At 34.7% G+C, this 21,442-nt stretch carries 17 protein-coding genes; all 17 read left to right on the plus strand.

The window, feature by feature from the left end:
• Positions 1-197 precede the first annotated feature (197 nt).
• The 17 genes from BC351_RS36160 (at position 198) to BC351_RS36240 (ending at position 21,440) form a co-directional block, all read left to right on the plus strand.
• Entirely contained in the window at positions 198-1,217 is a 1,020-nt protein-coding gene (locus tag BC351_RS36160) for a hypothetical protein (RefSeq protein ID WP_144028641.1), read from the plus strand.
• Positions 1,210-2,949 carry a hypothetical protein gene (locus BC351_RS43080; protein WP_208629903.1) on the plus strand — a complete coding sequence of 580 codons (1,740 nt, stop codon included), beginning with the start codon at positions 1,210-1,212 and terminating at the stop codon, positions 2,947-2,949. The genes BC351_RS36160 and BC351_RS43080 overlap by 8 nt, the downstream gene beginning before the upstream one ends.
• 28 nt (positions 2,950-2,977) lie before the next feature.
• Positions 2,978-4,516, plus strand: coding sequence for a hypothetical protein (locus tag BC351_RS36170; protein WP_079420260.1), 1,539 nt, complete (start codon positions 2,978-2,980; stop codon positions 4,514-4,516).
• A 16-nt stretch (positions 4,517-4,532) separates the two neighbouring features.
• The gene (locus tag BC351_RS36175) at positions 4,533-5,987 is read left to right on the plus strand and encodes a hypothetical protein (RefSeq protein WP_079420262.1); all 1,455 of its coding nucleotides are present in this window, start codon (positions 4,533-4,535) and stop codon (positions 5,985-5,987) included.
• 13 nt (positions 5,988-6,000) lie between these two features.
• Positions 6,001-6,507, plus strand: a complete 507-nt coding sequence (locus BC351_RS36180) for a hypothetical protein (RefSeq protein WP_079420264.1) — start codon at positions 6,001-6,003, stop codon at positions 6,505-6,507.
• A 30-nt stretch (positions 6,508-6,537) separates the two neighbouring features.
• A complete protein-coding gene (locus BC351_RS36185; RefSeq protein WP_079420266.1) occupies positions 6,538-7,653 on the plus strand; it encodes a hypothetical protein in 1,116 nt (371 codons plus the stop codon).
• A 70-nt stretch (positions 7,654-7,723) separates the two neighbouring features.
• The gene (locus BC351_RS36190) at positions 7,724-8,389 is read left to right on the plus strand and encodes a hypothetical protein (protein WP_079420268.1); all 666 of its coding nucleotides are present in this window, start codon (positions 7,724-7,726) and stop codon (positions 8,387-8,389) included.
• A gap of 27 nt (positions 8,390-8,416) precedes the next feature.
• A complete protein-coding gene (locus BC351_RS36195) occupies positions 8,417-8,848 on the plus strand; it encodes a hypothetical protein (protein WP_079420270.1) in 432 nt (143 codons plus the stop codon).
• Positions 8,849-8,863: 15 nt separating this feature from the next.
• Positions 8,864-10,318, plus strand: coding sequence for an Ig-like domain-containing protein (locus BC351_RS36200; RefSeq protein WP_079420272.1), 1,455 nt, complete (start codon positions 8,864-8,866; stop codon positions 10,316-10,318).
• Positions 10,319-10,373: 55 nt separating this feature from the next.
• Positions 10,374-10,829, plus strand: coding sequence for a hypothetical protein (locus BC351_RS36205; RefSeq protein ID WP_244209291.1), 456 nt, complete (start codon positions 10,374-10,376; stop codon positions 10,827-10,829).
• Between the two features lie 11 nt (positions 10,830-10,840).
• A complete protein-coding gene (locus BC351_RS36210) occupies positions 10,841-11,563 on the plus strand; it encodes a hypothetical protein (protein WP_079420274.1) in 723 nt (240 codons plus the stop codon).
• 18 nt (positions 11,564-11,581) lie between these two features.
• Positions 11,582-12,382, plus strand: a complete 801-nt coding sequence (locus BC351_RS36215) for a hypothetical protein (RefSeq protein ID WP_079420276.1) — start codon at positions 11,582-11,584, stop codon at positions 12,380-12,382.
• Between the two features lie 168 nt (positions 12,383-12,550).
• On the plus strand, positions 12,551-13,084 hold the full coding sequence (locus BC351_RS36220; RefSeq protein ID WP_079420278.1) for a hypothetical protein: 534 nt from the start codon (positions 12,551-12,553) through the stop codon (positions 13,082-13,084).
• Positions 13,056-13,490 (plus strand): hypothetical protein, encoded by a 435-nt coding sequence (locus BC351_RS36225; protein ID WP_079420280.1) that lies wholly within the window; start codon positions 13,056-13,058, stop codon positions 13,488-13,490. Before BC351_RS36220 ends, BC351_RS36225 begins: the two co-directional genes overlap by 29 nt.
• 97 nt (positions 13,491-13,587) lie before the next feature.
• Positions 13,588-14,136: a hypothetical protein gene (locus tag BC351_RS36230; protein WP_079420282.1), complete on the plus strand. Its 549-nt coding sequence runs from the start codon at positions 13,588-13,590 to the stop codon at positions 14,134-14,136.
• 122 nt (positions 14,137-14,258) lie between these two features.
• Positions 14,259-20,531: a phage tail tape measure protein gene (locus tag BC351_RS36235; RefSeq protein ID WP_079420284.1), complete on the plus strand. Its 6,273-nt coding sequence runs from the start codon at positions 14,259-14,261 to the stop codon at positions 20,529-20,531.
• A gap of 54 nt (positions 20,532-20,585) precedes the next feature.
• Positions 20,586-21,440: a hypothetical protein gene (locus BC351_RS36240; protein WP_079420286.1), complete on the plus strand. Its 855-nt coding sequence runs from the start codon at positions 20,586-20,588 to the stop codon at positions 21,438-21,440.
• The last annotated feature ends 2 nt before the right edge of the window (positions 21,441-21,442 follow it).

The raw sequence follows: 21,442 nt of genomic DNA on the forward strand, positions 1-21,442 counted from the left end.
ACTTAGAAATAAGTTAGGGCTTCTTATTTTTGCACAAATTTTATATAAAGACTCACGCTTTAAGCACATCTCAACGGGTGAATTTAAAGCGTAAGTTTTCGTGTGTGTACGCAATCTAGGATTAATGTTCCTCTCCCTAACATTTAATCTTGCTTTCACACACGGAATTTTCATGGGAGTAAGGGGAGGGTTGAAAGATGACTGAAACAAAGCTAAAAGGCAGACCAAGGAAAGATACTGATGTTTCACAACAAAAAGAAGTGGGACATGGTGGAAACATAGGAAAAAAGAAGAATTGTATTACATGTGTAAAGAGTAAAGATTTAAGTCAATTCTATTTGTCTTATAGCTCAAATCATGGTGATAAACGGACTCCTATTTGCAAACTCTGTGTTCGGAATGATGTTGATTTCACCGACTTAAAAAATGTAAGAGATAGGCTACTTTCAATAGATAAGCCATTTTTAATAGATAGGTGGAACATTGCTATTGAAGAACATAGAAAGACAAATAAACATCCAATTGGATGCTATGTAAAAAATATAATACTTTCAGACGCAACAAAGTACTTAACCTATAAAGATAGTGTTTTTGAGTCGTCTCACATGGAAACTATAGAAATATCTACTTCGATTGAAGATAATGAGATCTTAGAGATTAAGAAATTAAATTACGATTTGAAGCAACTTAAAAGTAAGTATGGATATGGATATCCAGATGATGAGTATTATCTTTTCGAGGATAAATATCAACAATTAAAAACAAGTTTCCAATTACTCACTACTATGCATGAAGAGTATTTCAGAGAATTCTGTGTTAATAAAGTCAAAGAAACTTTAGCTAAAGCAAAGGGACTCTTTAAAGAAGCCAAAGAATGGGCAGCAATGGTAAAGGATGTTGCTGAAGCTGGAAAGCTTAAGCCTTCTCAAATGAGCAAGGCCGATTTGTCGGGTGGTTTAGATACATTTGGGCAACTTGCTAGAATGGTCGAAGAAAATCATGAAATTATGCAGCTTCTCCCCCGCTTTACTGAGCAACCAAAAGATAAGGTCGACGTGACTTTATGGTGTTATATCAACTATGTTCGTGACTTAAAAGGACTGCCAGAGTGTGAGTATAAAGAAATTTATGCCTTTTACGACATGAAAAAGCAAGATTATGAAAGCCAAATGAGTGATGCCAGATATGGCGATGAAGAAGATGATGTAGGTGACTAGCCATAGTAATTTTCAAAGTGATAATTTCAAGCACACAAGAAAAAGCTCTCGTGTTGGAGATAATCCTGAATTCAATTCAAATGTAAAATTAGATGAGTCTAAAGGAAGTTCGTTTGATCGTAATTTAGAAAAATGGATTCAGTTTATCCAATGGAGCAAATGGTTTCCCGATCTATTCTATGATCTTATTTCTCCAGAAAAAGGTGGAATGCGATTAGATTTAGATCAAAGAGTCTTTCTTCGCTCTATGAGCCGTTTTGTAAGCACCTATGGAGTATTTCCGAGGGGTTTTGGGAAGACAATGCTCGAATTAATGAGCATATATCATACCTGCATACATTTTCCCGATATAACTATGGCTATGAGTGCTCAGACTCGTGAGAATGCAAGTTCTATTAGCGAAGAGAAACATAATGAAATTATTAAATGGTTCCCGTTAATGAATAATGAAATTGTGAAATCAAGTTTCAGCAAAGATCAAGTTGAAGTTATATTTACATCTGGTGCAATCTATAGTGTCTTGGCAAATTCTCAACATTCAAAGGGACAAAGAAGACGCAGACTTAATGTTGAGGAATCAGCACTCCTAAATAATGCATTATTCAAAGATGCACTGGAACCTGTCGTAAATGTTCCTAGAAGGACGATAGGTAAACTATCAACCATTAATCCATATGAGTTAAACGGCATGATTAACTACTTAACTACTAGTGGCTATCGCGGCAGTGATGAGTTTATTCGTTTGATAAACATGATTGACGATATGGCAGAACTGAAGGGGAAAATGGTTTTAGGTGCGAGTTGGGAATTACCTTGTCACTATGGACGTGGAGAAACTAGAAGTCAAATTCTAGCCAAGAGGGACGATCCCACTACAAGCTCGGTTTCCTTCAACCAAAACTATGGGTCGAAATGGTGCGGTGCGTCTGATGGAGCACTAGTTAGTATCAACAAACTATTAGAATTAAGAACAGTTCCTACCGCGAGTATTCAACCTCGTAAAAATCGAGAGTATTTTATTGGTGCGGATATTGCACGTTCACAATCAAACAATAATAACAAATCGGCATTTGTGGTTATTGAAGTTGAACGGGCATCCAATGGAAAAATTAAAACAGCAACAGTTTGTAATATTTTTGTTCCTCCAAATGGAACTAATTTTAATGATCAAGCAATGTTTCTCAAACGGCTGGACAAACATTATGGTGGTAATGTAACAGTAGTGGATGCTAATGGAATTGGTCAAGGTGTTGTTGAAGAACTAATGAAACAAACTATTGATCCTTTACAAAATGACCCTTATGAAAGTTGGGATACAATCAATACTGATGAAATCCCTCAAGATGATGTGTCCCCTAAGAAGATATTTAGTTTGAAGGCACAAGGAATTCAAACAGACATTGTAACTAATTTCATTGATTTTGTTGAAAGTGGTAGGCTGAAATTGCTTGTACCAAGTAAGTTGTTAGAGTCAAACGATAGAGTTAAAAGTAATAAAGATGATAATCAAATTAAAGCAGCTCACTTTCAAACAGATCAATTAATTGACCAAACTGCTAACTTAAAACTGGTTCAGAAACAAGGCGGGAAATTAAGCGTTGAGCAGGTAGCTAAAAAGACAGAAAAAGATATTTGGGCTGCTCTTGCTTATATTTTATACTACTTAAAACACTATGAGGATAACAAAAGAGAAGAAGAAGAAACCAATATTCTAGATTATTTATGGGTATAAAATGTCCAAACAGGAAGAGGGTGATTAATTGGACAACGGTAAAAACGCTGAGTCAGAAATTGAGCAAGCGGAATTATTAAATTATGCAATTGAATATGCTAAATCTGTAAATAACGCTGGAAATAATTCGATATTCTACAATCCTATTTGGCAGAATGAATTACTTAAAAGTATCAACATGTCTCCAGTAAAATATGACCGTAAAAAAGTTGAAGAGTTGATAGCTAATCCTCGTTCAAATGAAAAAGCATTGCGTGACTTAGCACAGTATCTTCAGAATTACATCATGCAATTTAATAAACTGGTGCAGCATTATGGTCGCATACTAACTTTTGATTATTTCCTTGAACCAACCAATGCAGATGCAGAGGATATGACAACGAAGAAATTCAAGAAAAGTTATGAGAAAGCCTGTGCATGGCTAGAAAGTTTAAATCCTAAAAAAATACTTCCTGAGATAACTACGATGTGTATTTTGGAAGATGCCAAGTTTTATTATGTGAGAGATTCAGGTGAAGATGTTGTGTTGCAGGAGATGCCTAGTGCTTATTGTAAAATTGTAAATAAGACAGAGTTAGGGTATCAGTATGCATTTAACATGGATTATTTTATGCAAGCAGGTGTTAACATTAATGATTATGCTCCTGAATTTGCTCAACATTACCTCGACTTTTTAAACGGCACAGATAAGAATAAAGGTTACATGCATTGGGTAACATTAGATCCGTCTAGCGCATTTGCCTTTAAATTTGACGAAAACAGAGCAGGTCAAACTCCTCCACTGATGGGGTTATTTGTTGATTCTGTTGAGATTGCATCTTATAAGAATCTATTGAAGACAAAAACCCAACTTGATGTTTGGAAAATCATTTTAAATAAAATTCCACTTCATAAAGAAGAAAAGAATGGAAATAAAAAAGATAACTTTGCCATAGCTGCTGATACCGCGGGTAAATTCTCAAGTTTGATGCAAGCCGCGATGCCAGAAGGTGTAAAAGTTGTTACTATGCCTCTAGATTCTGATGTAATAGATTTTTCTAATTCTCAAAATAAAAACGATATTGTAGGCATTGGACAACAGCATTTCTATGAATCGGCGGGCACATCTCCAATTCTATTTGGTGATAAAGGAACGAACGGTATTGGAATCAAAGCTTCAATTAAAACTGATGAAGCTTATGTAATGCACATGTATAGGCAGTTTGAAAGATTCATCAATTATAAACTGAGAAAAGTAACTGGCTCATATAGATTCAAAATTACATTTCCAGATATAACTATTTTTAATCGTGAAGAAAAGATGGATATGTATTTAAAAGCAGCTAATTTTGGCTTCCCAAAACTACTTGTGGCCTGTGCTCTTGGAATTACTCCTCAACAACTTGTTAATCTATCGAATTTTGAGTCTAGCTTGGGACTTGAGAATATTATGAAACCATTAATATCATCTCACACTTTAAGTGGTGATAAAGAAGGTGGAGCAAGTAAAAAATCAGATAAAGATATTACTGATGAGGGACAGAAAAGCAGAGATAACGGAAGCAACGAATCAGACAACAGGGTTTAGGAGGTGAGAAATAAAATTGAAAGAACCTAAAAATAAATCTATACCTTTATTATTTCAGAAAATTAATCACTATGATTCAGTTGAAGATGATGTCCGTTTCCTCAAAGTAAAGATTTGGCTGATGCATTTAGGTGAAAATCTAAATGGTAGCTACTTTGCAAAAGAGGTAGTTGAAGCAGCAGTACCAACATTGAGTAACACGCCGATATTAGCATACATTGAGGACAACTCTGAAGGAAATGAAGATTTTTCAGACCACCGTCAAGCCTTAATTAAAAAAGATGGCAAATATGCTGTTAAGTACTTAGGTTCGCCTATTGGCGTAATACCAAGTGATAACAATGCTCAATTTGAAGATCGCTTATGTGATGACGGAATTACTAGGTCTTTTTTAACTGTTGAGGGTCTCGTTTGGCGCAAATTCGATGATCCAGTAGACATCCTTAATAGAGATTTAATTAAGGCAGAATCGATGGAGCTTGCTGATAATTATGAAGGTGAGTTTAAAGAAGATGGCTTATTCCATTTTACTAAATTCAGCTTTTTTGGTGCTTGCGGATTGGGTTCAGATGTTAAACCTGCAATGCAAAATGCAACTATTGAGGTTCAGTTTTCAGAAGTTGAATTTTCTAAGTTGGTCAATGAAAAGATTGAATTATTCAAAAGGATTTATTCTGCAAAAGGAGGTAAAGAATTAGTGAATAAAGAGTTTACATGGTCAAGCGAACAACTAGAAGATGAACTTCGTCGTATCGTTAGACAAAACAAAAAAACGGATTCGTGGGGATATGAGTACTGTGACGAATACCTCGTAGACTTTCTGCCAGAAGAAAAAGTTGTAATTGTATTTAATTACGAAAAATCAACTTATCTTGGCTACGAATACTCTGTAATAGGTGATGTAGTTTCCATTAATTACGAAAGTCAGTCAAGATATAAAGACGAGTGGAAGAAGATGAGTCTGCCACAAGAAGGCGATACCGAGGAAACAATTGATTTTAATTTTGTTCCATCTGAAGTCATGGAGTATTCTCTGAAGGTAAAAGAAGCAGAACTTCGCAAAGAATTTGAAACTGCAAAAGAATGTGCTGTTTCAGAACTTCAAGAAAAACTTCTCGATATGAATAATAAATATTCAGAACTTGAAAATAACTTTACTCAATTGAAAGAGTTTAAAGACCAGTACGAGAATCAAGAGAAGCAATCGAAAATCAAAGAAGCTTTCCGAAGATTTTCTAATGTTCTTGATAAAGATGAGCTGGATTTATTCAAAGAGAAATCAAACAATTGTGAAAATGTTGATGATTTTATCAAGGATTTAAAATCTTTTGCTTGTGATAAACTTCTGGCCAAAACAAACGATAATAAAGGTGGACATATGTTTGTAGGTATTCATGTAGATGGAAATCCTTCTGATGAAATTGATAAAAGTAATGTTTGGTCTAGACTAAAAAGTAAAAATAATAATTAAGGAGATGTTTTAGATGTCAGCATGTGTGAATTTAAATGATATGTCAGGGTTTCAAATCGACACCCTAGTAAAAGCAGTTCAAAATACAGTCCCAATGGATAACGGTAGTTTGGTTACACTTGGAGGTATTGTAGCAGGGAATCCCGATGTTCGTGTTGTTGCAGCTCCAGTGGATGTTTTAAAAGATGAAATTTTGTTAGTACACTCACCAGAAATTATTGAAATTAATGGACTTCGTGTACCATTAACCGATGTAACACTATTCACTAATCCCGCAAATCGTCCTGCTCGTGCTTATCGTCTTCGAGTTGGCGATACATACACAACAACTGATGATGGCTTCACAGGTACTTCAGTATTGTTGCAATATGTAGTTCCAGTTAATGGCTCTATGAAACCTGCTGTTGCTGCTGATTTGACAGGTAACACTCGCCTAGCGTTGAGAGTTATTCAGAAACTAACTGTTTCGATTGGTTCTGCTCGTGTAGCAGCAACTCAACTAGAAGTTGTAAAAGCGTAATTTAAACAAAAAAAAAGGAGTTGTATCTAATTGTTACATAAACATTTTACTCAAAGATTCAATAATTTTTCAAAAGATCAAAAAGATATCGTTCAAGCAGGTGTTGAACTATTCTATCACTGGAAGTATGAGAACGCTAAACCACATGAAAAAAGCAAGGACAAATATAGAAACTTTGCTGAAAAGGGTGGATCGTATCAGGATAAACAAAAACTCTTTTCTGATAATCTGATTAAACAAGCAATGTCCGCTGCTTATTTACCTGATGGTCTAGAATTCAGTCAGTCTGTAATGATGCAACATCCTACTGTGAAGTTTGCTATGTTTGCAATTATCTCTGAGATCATTGATGTAGTTATTCCTGAAACAGTTTTGGATAATTTCTATCAATTTGCAGAAGTACGGAACGGCACTTGGGGAGATTCTTTTGTTTTTAATGTTCCTAATAATGATATGTTCGTAGTATCTAAATTCACTGATGGTATCCGCAAAGGTAATCGTCAACGTTTGGTTGGTACAGATGTGATCCTGAATCCTGTTATGCGTGAAGTAACAATTGGCGAAGATCTCTATCGTGTAATTGCTGGTAAAGTAAACTGGGGCGATTGGGTTAATCGTGTTGCTAAAGCCATCGAAACTCAAATTACTATCGATATCTACAGTTCTATTTTTAGTTCTTATTCTTCTTTGGGTACTGCATATAAACAAAGTGGTGCATTTTCTCAAGGAAGCTTCAATAACCTTACTCAACTTGTAGAAGCAGCAAATCATGGCGCTTCAGCCGTTGCATTTGGTACAAAAATTGCACTTTCTAAAGTTGTTCCAGATAATCAATATCTAACTTTTGGATTAGGACAAGAGTACAACACAGCAGGATATTTGGGTAATTTCCAAGGGACTGGTTTGTTTAAATTTGACCAACGTGTAACTCCAAATACAGACACCCTTGCAATCTCTGATCAATACCTCTTAATCGTTGCTACAGCTGTGGAGAAACTAGTCAAAATCGCTTTCGAAGGTGAAACTATGATTAGCCAAACTGATTCTAACTCTAGCGCAGACAACAGTATTGATTATACTGTCAAAAAGAAATGGGATACTAAAATCATTACATCTGCAAAATACGGGATGTATCAATTGGCTTAATATCACAATAAATAAGTGGAGAAAGTCAAAGTGCTTTCTCCTTTAATACAATTTCAGGGAGGATTTATAAGTGAGAAATAGTAAAAACGATACGCATACTTCTGACAAAAGTGTCGAGGCTTTGGAAAGTGTAACTAAATCACAAGCAGAAATTGAAGTTGAGGAATTAAAAGTACAACTTGCTGAAATGCAAAAGTTAATTGAATCAATGGCAAGTAATCAAGATCAAAATACATCTAAAACCAAAGATACAGACGGTATTTTTGTTTCAGATATCCAAGATCCGATTCCATCAAATAAGTTGATTCAGATTATTAGCATGGTTTCTGGTGGACTAAATCTTGAAGCTAACGGAAAGAAAATTAATATTCCTGATTTTGGGAACACAATACAAATCACATTCGAAGATTTAAGAGCAGCATATAATCATACTCCGAAAATTATTGATGATGGCTGGCTATTAATTCAGAGTGAAGAAGCTGTTAAGTACATGTATCTAGAAGAAAAATACAAGAAATTTGTTAGTAAGAAGTTTATTGAAAATATCATTAATCTTCCAAAGGATCAGATCGTCGAAACTCTAAAGGGACTCGGAACAGTCGCACAAAAGACTAGTATTGATTTAATCATTAAAGGTCTTGCTGATAAAGATGATAAATATTCTGATATGAACAAACTACATGTAATTAGTGAATTTATTGGTCAAGACATCAATGAATTAGCAAAAAATCGCTAATAAGAAGAAAGGTATGAGTGGTGAGAAATGACTCCGTACCAACAGGTATATCAAAGATTCGCAATTAAAGTTGAAGATTACACTTTGGACGCATTGTTTCGATCATCCATACCTAATTATGAATTGTATTTGCTTGGTTGGTTGAAAAGTGCAATTCCAAAGTTTACGAAATGCGTTAAAGACTTAACAGATAGGGATGATTCAGCTCAAATGTTTAATCAGACCTTATCTGAAAAAGAGGAAGAAATCCTTGCATTCTTGATGCAAATCGAATGGTCAGAGAAGGAAGTTAAAAATGTTAATGAAATGAGACTTGCATTGAGCACTTCTGATTTTAAACGATATGCAGAATCAAATAACTTAAAAGTTAAAATTGATCTGCAAAATCAACTTATTGAACGTGCTGATGCAATGATTGTTGAGTACACATATGAAAATTTTGACTTCTCTAAGATTTGAGGTGTCATAGGATAAATGAGTTTTTATGATGCTTATAATGCAAAATTAAGTGTAACTGATGCAGATCCAAGAACTTATAGCATCAACAATACCAAGAGAGTTATTCAAGCAGGAATTAAGGATTCACCATCTTATATGGAAGTTACATTTAACAATTCTCTCCTAAGCGTAGGTGTTCAAATTGTAGATGATAGTAAAACTAAAGAGCTTAAGCTCTTATCAACACTAGACTCAAATTACACTTCTGGAAATTATGTTCACTGGAATAATGAGACATGGCTAACTCTAATTGTTGATGATATGGCAAGCATCTACAAGCGAGGAACCATTAAAAGATGTATTTCATCGTTAAAGTGGTGTGACTCATTAGGAGCAATTAAAGATGTATATTTTACTGAAGCAGAATACATAAGTCATAATCTAGGCTTAAACGATGGCAGAGTGATTACTTTGTCTGATGAGCGTAGAAGTATTGTTGTCCAAAAAAACATTGATACTCTTCGTATTCATAAGCAGCAACGCTTTATATTCGAAGAGGGTAGATGTTGGAGGGTAACAGGGATTAATTCACTGACTGAAAATCTAATAACATTTGAGCTTGAAGAAACATTACTAAACGAGAGTAAAGATAATGTTGCTTTGAGGATTGCAGACTATTTCATCCATGATTACTCAATTCATATTTCCAATGGAAACAACGTTAATCTAAAACCAAATGACACTTTGCAACTTGAATTGGTAATTAAGGATCATGGAACAATAACAAGCCTTCCTCTGACATACTTATCTTCTGATGATTCAATTATAACCGTAAATGAGACTGGATTAATTACTGCAATCTCAAACGGTATTGCAAACATTCGAGTATCTCTGACAAATAGCCCAGATGTTGTAGATACATTAGATGTAGTAGTAAGTGATGCTGTTCATTCTGGATGGACTCTAGATATTAGCGGTAGTGACTTCTGTAAAATCACTCAAGTTCAGAAGTTCATTGGAACAGTTAAAAACAATGGAGTAACCGACACTACTAAGTTAATCAGATGGACTCTCTACGATGACTCAGGAGTGCAACCAACTACATTAGGTGTGATTGTAAGCCAGTCGGGTCATGAAGTATCTATACGGGCTAATAAGAAGTATACAGGGTATGTGAAGATTAAAGGTGTCTGTTACGAAGGTACTAATTTCACGGTTGAGGATTTAGCTACCTTTACAATTGAAGACCTTTCAGAGTTAACAGTTGATCAGTTACATGATGCTGGATTCATATCTGAAGAGGTTGCAGAGTATTCAGTTGAAGAACTGTCTGTACACACAATTGATGAGTTATTTTCATTAGGATTAACAACGGAACAATTGGCCTCGTTTACTGTTGAAGATTTAGCTATGTATACTGTGGGCGAATTGGCTAATGAGAGAGTGTTGGTGTCTGCTATGAAAAGAGTCCAAATTAAGAGTTTAATTTAAGGGGAAAACACAAAACTGATTTGAGGAGGGGATTAAGATTAAGAATTTTATTAACTTGAGTGAACAAAAAGTAGAGATAATGACCAGACTTATCGAATCAGAAGAGCTAGTCAAGGCTGTAGGCTATAATGAATCAAACTTCTTAGAGCAGCCAATCATAACTGACCCCTCTTCTCTTATATATGAAAACATATATCCGTACAGATTTGTCCCCGATCTTAACACGCACCAGAAAACGTTTATCACTCTCAGTTTCAGAGGATATAAGCCTGTTGATGGTTATTATAAATCAGGATTAGTTTACTTTAATGTAATCACTCACAAAGACCTGATAAAGACAGATTATGGGGCCTTGCGATATGATTTTATTATTCAAAAAATTGATGAGCTGATGAATAATACTCGTGGACTAGGAATTGGCAACACTCAATTTCATAGTATGGACGAATTGTACATTGATGAGAAGTATATGGGTATGTTCATTGCGTACAAACTTCTTGATTTTAGTTAGGTGATTGAGCAATGAGTGATATGGATCTAGAGTTGAAACTACTTGCGGGAATGCCAATTAATATTGAAGGTGTAGGCAAAATATTCTCACCCACAGTAAGAGAAATTATTGAAATCGGTGAATCTAACTACAATCAATATTTATCAGCTCTCCTGTTTGACAAAAACAGTATTGAAACAGACATCAAAGAAGAACTATCTAATTTCGAAATGATGTTTGCATACGCTTATCATCATGAAGAGTTTAGAAAAATTTTGTTTGAATCAATCTCATTCTTTTTCAAAGATGAAGTACATTTAGACCACGATGATCAAGATGTGTTTTTTCTATTTAAGAATGGAAAGATGGGGAAATCTGTATTCGAGAATGTACAAGATATTATTAAAACTGCAAATTGGGTCAGCGATTCTTCAGAAGAAAGTGAACAATACAATCCCGCCGATGAAGAAACTGCAAAGGTTATCAGAGAAATGCTGGAGAGACGAAAGAAAAAAGCGAAGCCTAAACCTGTAGTTAATCTTTACAGCATTATCTCAGCTATAGCTTGGAAGTCTCCTGATATGAATATAAGCAAGATTTTAGATTTGACAATCTTTCAACTCTATGATGGCTTTAGAAGATTAGAAAAAATTGATTCTATACATTACACATTGAATGGAATTTATTCTGGCAATGTGGATGCTAAAAAAATAAATATGTCCGATTTAAATTGGGCAAAAATCATTGAAACATAATTTAGGAGGAATTTAATAATGGCAGCAATTAATTCATGGGTAATTCGAGATGTTCCACTCGCTACGTTTGTTGAACCAGTCACTCGCAAGCCTTTCGCGTATTTATCTGATGTTAAAACAAGTGATTTGACGGTATCTTCTGATACGGTTTATGCAAAAGGTGGATCGGGTAATCCAAATATCATTGGGTTTAATAGTAACAAACAAGCAAAATTTAATATCTCTAACGCTGTGTTCGATAATACAGCGATTGCGCTTCAAACTGGTAATCCAATTATTAAAGGTGCTAAAGCAATTCAACAACGTGAGGTGCTTACAGTTGCCACAAACTCGGCAACATTGACATATACACCAGTAAGTACAACAGGAGCAATCGTTGGCGTATTTAAGAGAAATCCTGATGGGTCTCACGGTGCAGAAATAACTTTTACTGCCTCTACAGTTGCGACAACTCAGTACACTCATTCAAGTTCAAAAACACTAGGATTCTTTGCTGGAGATTTTGCTGCAGGTGAACAAGTCATTGTTTACTACATGACTAATACAGATGCTTTGGCACAAACTATTGTTGTTTCTACAAATAAATTCCCTTCTGCATTCGGGCTTGTCCTAGACACTGTTGCTAAGTCACCTTACGATGGGAAAGATTACAGAGTGCAATTTAACATCTACTTGTGCAAGGCTGAAGACAATTGGACTATTTCAATGTCGGCTGACGGAGATCCGTCCGCGCATACTATGCCTATTGAGTGCCTAAAACAAGCAGGACAAACTGACTATTTCACAATGACAGTATTCGATGGCACTACTTTAACTTAATAAAATAGAATGAAAAACAAGGCTAGATTCGGATTATACATCTGCTTCGAAGCCTTGTTTTATTTTTTCACTACAATTTCATATGTATTAAAGACATTTTTCAACAGGGTTCAAACTTTGAATCTTGTTCAATTCTGTCTTGCTTGAAAACAAAAGGGAGGCTTCATAATGTCAAATAAAACAAAGAAATTATCACTCACTGAATACAATAAACTTGAAAAACAATTTAATGAACGTAAACAAATTCGAATTACGGTAATTCTACCTGAAGGTGAAACAAAAGAGTATGATCATTCAATTGCCACCACATTTAAACCAACTGATATTCAGAAACTTAGTATTGATTACCTCTCTCTTCTATATGAATTACAAAATAATCCAGATGTTACCTCAGAGACCTTTTATAATGCCAACTCTCTTCTTAATGCGTTAATTGTGAAGTATTTTTCAGATGTTCCAGTAACTATTGATAATCTTGAATCCATCATCAAAGTTTCCGAGGTGTTATTCAATCTAGGTATTATGGAACAACTATTTGATGAGTCAAAGGGATTTTCTAAATCAGAAATTGAAAAATTAAGTGCTACTCTAGAAAAAAACAGTAAAGTTTTTGGTCAGCAATTTGGTGAGCTTGTGATTAAGTCAGGGTTTAATTTGACTGGAGATGAAACAGTTGGACGTAACGAATTGGAGTCAACTTGAGGATTATTTGAATAAGAAGATAGCTAGTGCTTTGAAAAATGAAGGTGCTGAAACAGCAAGAGATGAGATGCAGACGCATATCCAAGAGGATGTTTATGACGTGTATACTCCAATATCCTATGAAAGACGGATGTATGATGACGGACTCATCGATCCTCGCAATATAGAGATTTTAATGCATAATGATAATACGATATCACTAGAAAACATTGCTTATGATGGTGAAAAGAATGTTCCTTTAATAGTGGAAACAGGTAACGGCTATTTTAGAGGTGCTTCTGATGTACTAACAAGAGGTAGAAAATTTACTGAAGCGACTAAACAAAGCTTACGTAAAAGTAACAAATTAGAGTCGGCTTTAGCAAAAGGATTGAAACGTCAGGGTTTAGATATAAGTTCGATATAATAAAATAAATATTTCATTGTAAACACACTCTATAAACCATTTGAGACATATGGTACAATATACCAATACATCTAATGTGTGTAGGGAGTGAATTAATGTGTATAAAGCATTATTATTTTTGTGTATATCTGTTTCAATATTGTCGGCCTGTTCAAGTAACACTGAAAAGAAACAAGTCATCACTGTGGGATCAGCACCAACTGTAGCTGTAAAAAGTGAGAATACTAAAGTAGATCCTGAAAAGGAAAGCCGTGATTTTGCGTTCGTTTTGATCAATTCTAGACAGCAATTTAAAGATATTGGAAGCATAGGTGTTAGTGCATACAAAGATTTTATTGAGAAGAAGTCAACTAAGGATGAGTTTATTCAGAAAATTGAAACTATGAATGTTCAATTACAATCTGCATATAAAAAACTCGAAGCAGCAAAACTAAATGATGATCCAAATTTAAAATCACTTTATGCTGATCTTAAAAGCTTTGTGTCATTGTATTATTTAGATTACTATTATCATGGACTTTTAGCAGATTCTGTTGGAGATGATAAACTCTCTAAGAGTTTTAGTGAAAAAGCAAAACCATTAGAAAGCCAAAATCGTGATATAGATAAGAAACTAAATGATTTAAAATTGCAGTACAAACTATAGAAAAGCATGAGTCAAGGTATTCCACTTGGCTCTTTTTTTATATCTAAATTAAATATAACAATCATTAAAGGGGCGATGATTTCTTCGCTTCTTTTTGTTTTCTAAAAAAGGAGTGAGGACAATTGCCAGATACACTAAGGATATTAATTCAAGCATCATTAAATAAAGCGACATCAATTACTGAGATTAATAAAGCAATTAAAGAATTATCAAATAACCCATCACTCCAAAAAATAAAAGTTAATGTTGAAATTGACTCTAAAATACTAGAAGTACTATCAAATTTCAATAAAAATATAAACCAAATAACACAATCTACTCTTTCTCAAAGCAATGCAATGAAAGATACAATCAAGACAATAAGTCAAGAGACACAGGCAGTTAAAGACGCTACAGAAGCTCAAAAAAGATGGAATCTTGAAAGAAAGAAAACAGTTTCCGATGCTCAAAATAATGTCAAAAGAGTAACTGAAACTTTTGGTGATGGTGTAAATCAACAAATAAAAGACACTAAGTTTGTAAGTGGTGGCGTTGTTCAAACCACAACAGATATTATAAATCAGAAAAAAATGCTTGAAGAAGAAAAGAAAATTGATGCTGAGCGTGTCAGAAATGCAAACGAAACAAATAAGATAAGAAAAGCATTAGCTGATAAAGCAACTCAAGATGAAAATAAGAGATATAACGATTTTGTGGCAATAAAAAGGGCAGAATATGAAGCTCTAAAGAAAGCAAAAGCAGATGCCGCGGCATTACTAGCAGCACAAAATAAAGCAGAAGTTGATGTATTAAGTCTTAATCGTAGATATGGCACTAATGGCTCTAATGTCGATAATGCGGCTTTAAACAATTATTTATCTCAAATTAAAGCATTAACTCCAGCCACATCTAACTTTAGGGAAGAAGCAGCAAGGTTAACAAACGAGATAAACAAAATAGGTGCCTCTGCGAAAGTTAGTTCTGGACATACCCTTGCGTTAGGTGAAGCCTTGAAATCATCTCTAGTTAAGATGACTGCGTTCATTGTTGGCGGCAGCTTGATTTCTGCACCTTTTCAATTCATAAGAGAAGGCATCACCTATGTGAATGAATTAAACAAATCATTAACTGAGCTTTCCATTGTTTATTTGAAAAACCAAGGTGAAGTAGCTAAGTATGGTGAAGAGTTTCATAAAATGGGTATGGAAATGGGGGTTGCAACTCAAGAGTTAGCAAAAGGTGCTGTTGAGTTTGCTAGACAAGGTTTGTCTCCTGAAGAAACTGCGAAGAGAATGGCATCTGCTATTCAATATGCAAAGATCAGCAGTATTGATTTTACCTCATCTGCAAAAATTTTAACGGCTACAGTTAATTCAATGGGTGTGGATATTAATAGGGCATCTGATGTATTTAGCGCAATTGGTGATAGTGCAGCTACTTCTGCTTCTGAAGTTGGAGAAGCAATGCAGCGTGTTGGCGGTAGCGCGAATAGTATTGGATTAGAATTCGAGAAGGTCTCAAGTTGGATTGGACAGCTAAGTTCGTCTACGAGAGAGAGTTCATTCACAATAGGGAATAGTATTAAATCTATCATTGCAAGAGTTCAAAGCCTAAAAGAAAAAGGATTTGACGAAGAAGACGGTACTAAGATAAATCAAGTTTCTAAAGCACTTGCAGAAGTAGGAATTAGATTAGTTGATGAAAAAGGGAATTTCCGCAACTTTGGGACTGTCATGGATGAACTTGGTGCCAAGTGGGGTACTTTAACAAGTAGACAAAAAGCTTATATTAGTACTACAACTGCAGGGTCGTTTCAGAGTAGTAGATTCATGAATCTTATGGAGGGATACAGTGATTCCGTAAAACTTTATGATATCGCTCTTACTTCTGCTGGTATTAGTCAAAAGAAATTCAACCTATATCAAGATGGCACAGAAGCAAAATTAACGAAACTAAAAAATGCCTTTACAGGAATCTTTCAGTCTTCGTTTAAATCAGATGAAATAGGAAGTCTTATTCAGTCTCTAACTAGCCTAACACTTTGTATAGACAAAGTAGTTAAGACTGTTGGATTAATTCCACCTGTTATGTTTCTTGCCACTACAGCTTTCCTAGTCTTTAATACAGCAATGAGAGCATCTATTGCTACTTTTGCAGGTGGAAAATTATTTACAGCATTGGCAACAGCAGGAATGCAAATTCAAGCGCTAAGTATTTTTACTACTGCATACACAGGTTCTGCGATTGCAGCAAGAGTAGCTACAATAGGATTACAGGTCGCTTTAACAGGAGGTATTGCACTTGCTGTAGCAGCCGTTACAGTAGGAATCTCTAAATTAGTTGAGCGTCATCAACAATTAGCAGAGCAGCAAAAACAACTAGAAGACCAGCAAAAAAAAATTGCAACAAATTGGACTAATCAAAAAGATAAAATTACAGAGTTGGTTGCAGAATACACCAAACTTGATAATGCTACTAATAATGGAAAAAGTTTTTCTGATACCGCCCAACAAGAAAAATATTATGAAGTTAGTAAAAACTTGGCTGATTTGTTACCTAATCTTGTCCACCATATTGACGAAAAGGGTTTTGCACATTTAAGGTCTGCTGATGCAATCTCTAAAGAGTTAGTTAACACTGAAAAACTTACTAAGCTTCAAAATGCGAAAGACCTTGCTACTGCTAACGATGATTTCAAGAAAATATTAAATGATAGACGAGTACTTCAATCTCAACTAAATACTATTAACAGAGATATTGAAAGAGGTTATTCAACTGCGACTGCTGGAGGAAAGGATTACAAAGTAAAAACATACTCCGCGGCAGAAATTGCTACTTTAAGATTACAGGCAGAAGCTATAGGCTCTCAATTAGAATCTTCAACTGATTCAATACACGCTAAGTTCTCTGGTTTGGTCGGAGTTTTGGTGCAGATATCAGGTGTTAAATTCGGCGATGATGCAAAAAATCAATTGAGTAAGTTTGTCGAGAATATGGACATTTCTCAATTGTCATCAGACGATCTTGTTAAAAAGTTAGTACAGATATCTAGTATTATGAATCGTATCAAGGAGATACAATCTACTGATGGGCTAGATAAAAATGATTCATTAAGCATGATGAGTACTCAAACAGATCTACTTGCAACTTCTTTAAATGCAACCAGTTCACAGGCGAAAAAATTTGTAAATGTAATGAACGGTGTTAAGCCTTCAGTTGATAAGTCGAATGAGTTATTTGAGAACTTAAATGACACTCAAAAAGCGTTACAACAACAATTTGAACAAACTGCTGAATCGGTAAAACCTTTAAATGATGCAATTGATACGCTAAATAAAGAGCATCAACTATCTTCAAGTTCTATTATGGAACTTATTAAAAAATATCCAGAGTTGTATGACAAAATTTCCACCGAGAATGGACAATTAGTCATTACAAAAGAGGCTATTGAGTCAGTAAGAAACGCAAAACTTAATGAACTGGAAGTAAGTATTCAATCACAAAAGGCACAGGTCGATACACAAGAACAAGCATTAGTATCCAAACTTGCAGCTTATGGAGTTGAAATCGATGCAATTTCAAATGTAGCAGAAGCAAAAAAATCTCTTGCAGAAGCTGAAAAAAACTTAAATGATAGTTTCAATCCTAACGGCAGTGAAATGGAACAAAAAGGTAAGTTGCAAGATTTAGGTACTCTCAGTAATCAAATTCTTCAAATTGCTAAAACTAAAGAAGCATTAAAAGCATTGCAAGATGCAGCTAAAACTGGTTTTAACTTTAAGAACTCAACCAACACAGAGAAACCAAAAAATGAAAAGGAAGACACGCAAGCCAATCTACATATTTTAACTGATTTTTCAAAAGAGGAAATTGACAATATCAACAATGTTATAAAAGCGCGCGATTTGAACATAAAATCTCTTGAAAAGCAAGTTGAAGTTGCCAAGAAGACTGGGAATATTAATGTAGAGTTGGAACTTAGCAATAAATTACTCATTGAACAAAAGGCTAAGCTAGAAGATATTGCTACAGCTAATAGTAATTTAAAAAAATCTGCTGATTCAGTTAGGGATACATATCAATCTTTAAGTGATCAATTTTCAAAGGGTGGAGTTGGATTTGATGCATGGTTTAATGATGATGCTTCTGCTTCATCAAAGTATATTGAGGCAATCCACGCTATTGAAAAATCAATGCAAAATATCGAAGGTGACGGTAAAAATCTTTCTGATACTGACAAAAACAGAATTAAAGAATTAGAGAATCAAAGGGAACTTTATCAAAAGATATTCAACCAAATCCAAGGTATTAAACAATCTTGGAGTGGGAATTTAGATGAGATCCAGAAGGTTAAGGATTCAATCGAAGGTATAAGTGGAGATATATCTAACGTATTTAAATCTGAAATAGATAAAGTTATGGACGCTGCTTCTAAGGCAATAGATGTGACAATTGATAAGCTAAAGAAAAAGCTTGAAGCTAATCCCAATGATAATGTAATTTTAAATACCAAAGATTTGACTATTTCTATTGATGAAATCTTAGCCAAACTTGATGAAGCTGATGGTCGATACCCGAATGGTTTTCAAGTCATTGACACTTCTAGTGACGCGCGCGCTAAGTTAGACAATTATAAAAATACATTGCTTGGATTGTCGAATGTAATTAGTGAAATGTCTAAAGAGTCCTCAAATAACGCTTCTCAAACAAAAGCAAACATTGAGAAACAAATAGCATTTTCGCAGGATTTGAAGTCTCAAATTGCAAGCATGAAACAATACATTTCAAGTATGACGACAATGTATCAGCAGCAAGAGGCATCTATTTCTAATCAGATAAAACTACACCAAAAGCAATATGATCTGATTATTGAGAATTTAAAGAAGCAGCTTGAGATTCAAGACACCTTTAACATGGATGAGTTTTCGGATTCTATCGACTCAATCATTTCAGATTTGAATTCATTAGATGGAGTTTATGGAAAAGGGAATTTTATTGAATCAACACTAGGCACGAGAGAAGAACTCGATGCTTTTAAAGCTAAGATTCAAGATATTGCAAAAGCAGTATCGGATTATCAAAATGCTGCTGGAAACCCATCTCAGAATTCTATTCAAAATGAAATTGCATTCGTAAATGGCTTGAAATTAAAAATTGATGGACTTAACAATACTCTTCGTGATACTGAGTTGCAGTATAAAAATGAGGAGAAAGCTCTTGAAAATCTTATCACTACTCAAACCAAATATTACGATGATCAAATCGCAGCCCAACAATTAGCTCTAAAAAACCTTGACGAACAAATTGAAAAAGAAGATCGCCTAAAGAAGCTTCAAGATATCAATGATGAGATTAGCAAAACAAAAGCAGATAAACGATTCTCTTATATTGGTGCAGACGGAAATGAAACCCTAACCTTTGATAAGGGTAAAGTTGGGGAATTAGAGAAGCAGCGGGACGAGTTGTTAAAACAGTATCAGCGTGATGATTTAAAGAAAGCTATTCAAGATAATATAGACACTCTTGAAAAAGCAAAACAAGAAACTATTAAGAAACTTCAGGATCAACTAGATAAGACTAAGCAGATTCATCAAATTGAGTTAGATGTTCAACGTTTGTATATTCAAAACATGCAAAACCTGTATCAAATTGCTGTCAATGATGTAAATGGTAAAATTGACAAATTGAAATCCTCTTATGATAAGGAAATAACAAATGAGCAGGATAGGTTGACTCAGTTACAAGCAGTTCACCAACAGGAGTTAGCTAGTATGAATATGTACGTTGGGTATTTAAGTTCACTGGATGCTACGCTAGTCGCTAATACTCAGGCTAAGATTGATACTTTGAAGATCCAATTAGAAACTGAGCGCACTAATATGATTAATCATTGGATAGACTTGAATGACATCACGAAAACTGGTTCAAAGAAATTTAATGAATTAGTTGACGAGTGGAATAAAAGTGCTATTTCTAAACTTGATTCAATGGTTTCTGGAGCAAATGCAAGACTTATTCAAATGCAGCAGATTATGGCAGCTATGTCTGCAATGTCAGGTGGAGGTGGTGGATCTTCTTCTTCAAGTTCTGGTAGCTCACCAACTATTAAATACCATACTGGCACTAATTCGGTTGGAAGTGCTCCCTTAGCAGAGAATGAAATGCCAGCTATTTTAAAACTAGGGGAAACCGTGTTGACTAAAATGCAGTCCTTAAAACTACAGGATATCATGATCAAGCCGCTAGATTACCTAAGTGGGCTTATTAGCAGTGTAAAGTTACCATCTTTTAATCAATCATCAAAAAATACCTCAAATGCCACAACATATAGTTTGTCGGGAGTTACAATTATGGCCAACAACCCTTCAGAATTATTCGAAGGCATTCAAAATCTTGTGAAATCGCATCATACTTAAACATGGAGAAGCTAACCCCTTCTCCTTTTTCTATGGAAAGGAGGATTGCAATAAATGACTATTATGGGCTTAAACTTCTATGGAACTGAATTTTTTAGGAGTCCGTCAAACTCAGTAAATAATATCTATTATGGTGAACTAAAGAATGGCATATATGATGAAATTGAAATTCGTGAACGAACAGATGTTGGTAAAACTAATATCAAAGATGCATGGCAGATCGATCATAGAGCAATCTTTAAGTTCTTAAATGATCTTGAAGGTGGAAATATACAAAATAGCGGACTAGAGATTGTAAGTTTTGCTATCAAGCGAAGAAAAGCAAGTGAACTAAATTCTATTACATTACATCATCTCCCATTTGTAAATAATCAGCAAATCGTATATACAGATTACACTCAACCGAATGAAGATTTAGTTTATAGCATTGTACCCATTGCAGAAAACAACTTAGAGGGTAAGAATGTTGATGTTTCAGTGACATCCGATTTTGTAGGATGGTGGCTAGTGGATAAAAAGTGCGACTCTATCCTAGGATTCGATAAAGCAATGGAAAGTGTTGGGAATGTTGAGGCTACATTAAACCAAGGAAGAGTTGTAATTGAAACGTTATCTAAGTACCCCCAAGTGTATTATTTTGATAAAGAGTATGAGTCTTTCTCACTGAGTACAGTAATTATTCCTAGTGAATTTGAACGTAGCGGAAAGAGCTATGAAAAAATATTGAACACCTTCATTAAAGATCATCGACCATTTTTAGTTAAAAGTGACACAGGGAGAGCTTTTGTCTGTGACGTAAGCAACCCGCGATTAAGTAGTCCTTTGAACACATGGAAAAACTATGATTACGGTGTTCTAACTTTAGATTTTGTTGAGGTTCAATCCGTCGATGAATATATGGCAGAGTAGAG

It is taken from the genome of Paenibacillus ferrarius, assembly GCF_002027705.1.
GTDB classification, from domain to species: Bacteria; Bacillota; Bacilli; order Paenibacillales; family NBRC-103111; genus Paenibacillus_E; species Paenibacillus_E ferrarius.

What these genes read in the sequence shown, in the direction of transcription:
- BC351_RS36160 (WP_144028641.1), top strand. Translation starts at nt 198, where the DNA reads ATGACTGAAACAAAGCTAAAAGGCAGACCAAGGAAAGATACTGATGTT.
- BC351_RS36180 (WP_079420264.1), top strand. Translation starts at nt 6,001, where the DNA reads ATGTCAGCATGTGTGAATTTAAATGATATGTCAGGGTTTCAAATCGAC.
- BC351_RS36195 (WP_079420270.1), top strand. Translation starts at nt 8,417, where the DNA reads ATGACTCCGTACCAACAGGTATATCAAAGATTCGCAATTAAAGTTGAA.
- BC351_RS36200 (WP_079420272.1), top strand. Translation starts at nt 8,864, where the DNA reads ATGAGTTTTTATGATGCTTATAATGCAAAATTAAGTGTAACTGATGCA.
- BC351_RS36210 (WP_079420274.1), top strand. Translation starts at nt 10,841, where the DNA reads ATGAGTGATATGGATCTAGAGTTGAAACTACTTGCGGGAATGCCAATT.
- BC351_RS36215 (WP_079420276.1), top strand. Translation starts at nt 11,582, where the DNA reads ATGGCAGCAATTAATTCATGGGTAATTCGAGATGTTCCACTCGCTACG.
- BC351_RS36220 (WP_079420278.1), top strand. Translation starts at nt 12,551, where the DNA reads ATGTCAAATAAAACAAAGAAATTATCACTCACTGAATACAATAAACTT.
- BC351_RS36240 (WP_079420286.1), top strand. Translation starts at nt 20,586, where the DNA reads ATGACTATTATGGGCTTAAACTTCTATGGAACTGAATTTTTTAGGAGT.